Here is a 251-nt window from a genome sequence, read left to right on the forward strand (position 1 = left end):
ACTAACCTTCCATACATCTACTTGAGTGCAGGTGTATCCGCTAAACTCTTCCAAGAAACTCTTGTCTTTGCCCATGAATCAGGTGCAAACTTCAATGGTGTTCTTTGTGGACGTGCAACATGGGCTGGATCTGTTGAAGCTTACATCAAAGATGGAGAAGCAGCAGCTCGCGAATGGCTTCGTACAACTGGATTTGAAAACATTGATGAACTTAATAAGGTTCTTCAAACAACAGCTACTTCATGGACTGA

The 251-nt window shown here is 42.6% G+C and carries 1 pseudogene; it reads left to right on the plus strand.

The window, feature by feature from the left end:
- A pseudogene (locus tag HMPREF2795_RS05940) lies at nt 1-251 on the plus strand (tagatose-bisphosphate aldolase); the annotation flags it as partial.

The organism is Streptococcus sp. HMSC056C01 (assembly GCF_001811305.1).
Classification (GTDB): Bacteria; Bacillota; Bacilli; order Lactobacillales; family Streptococcaceae; genus Streptococcus.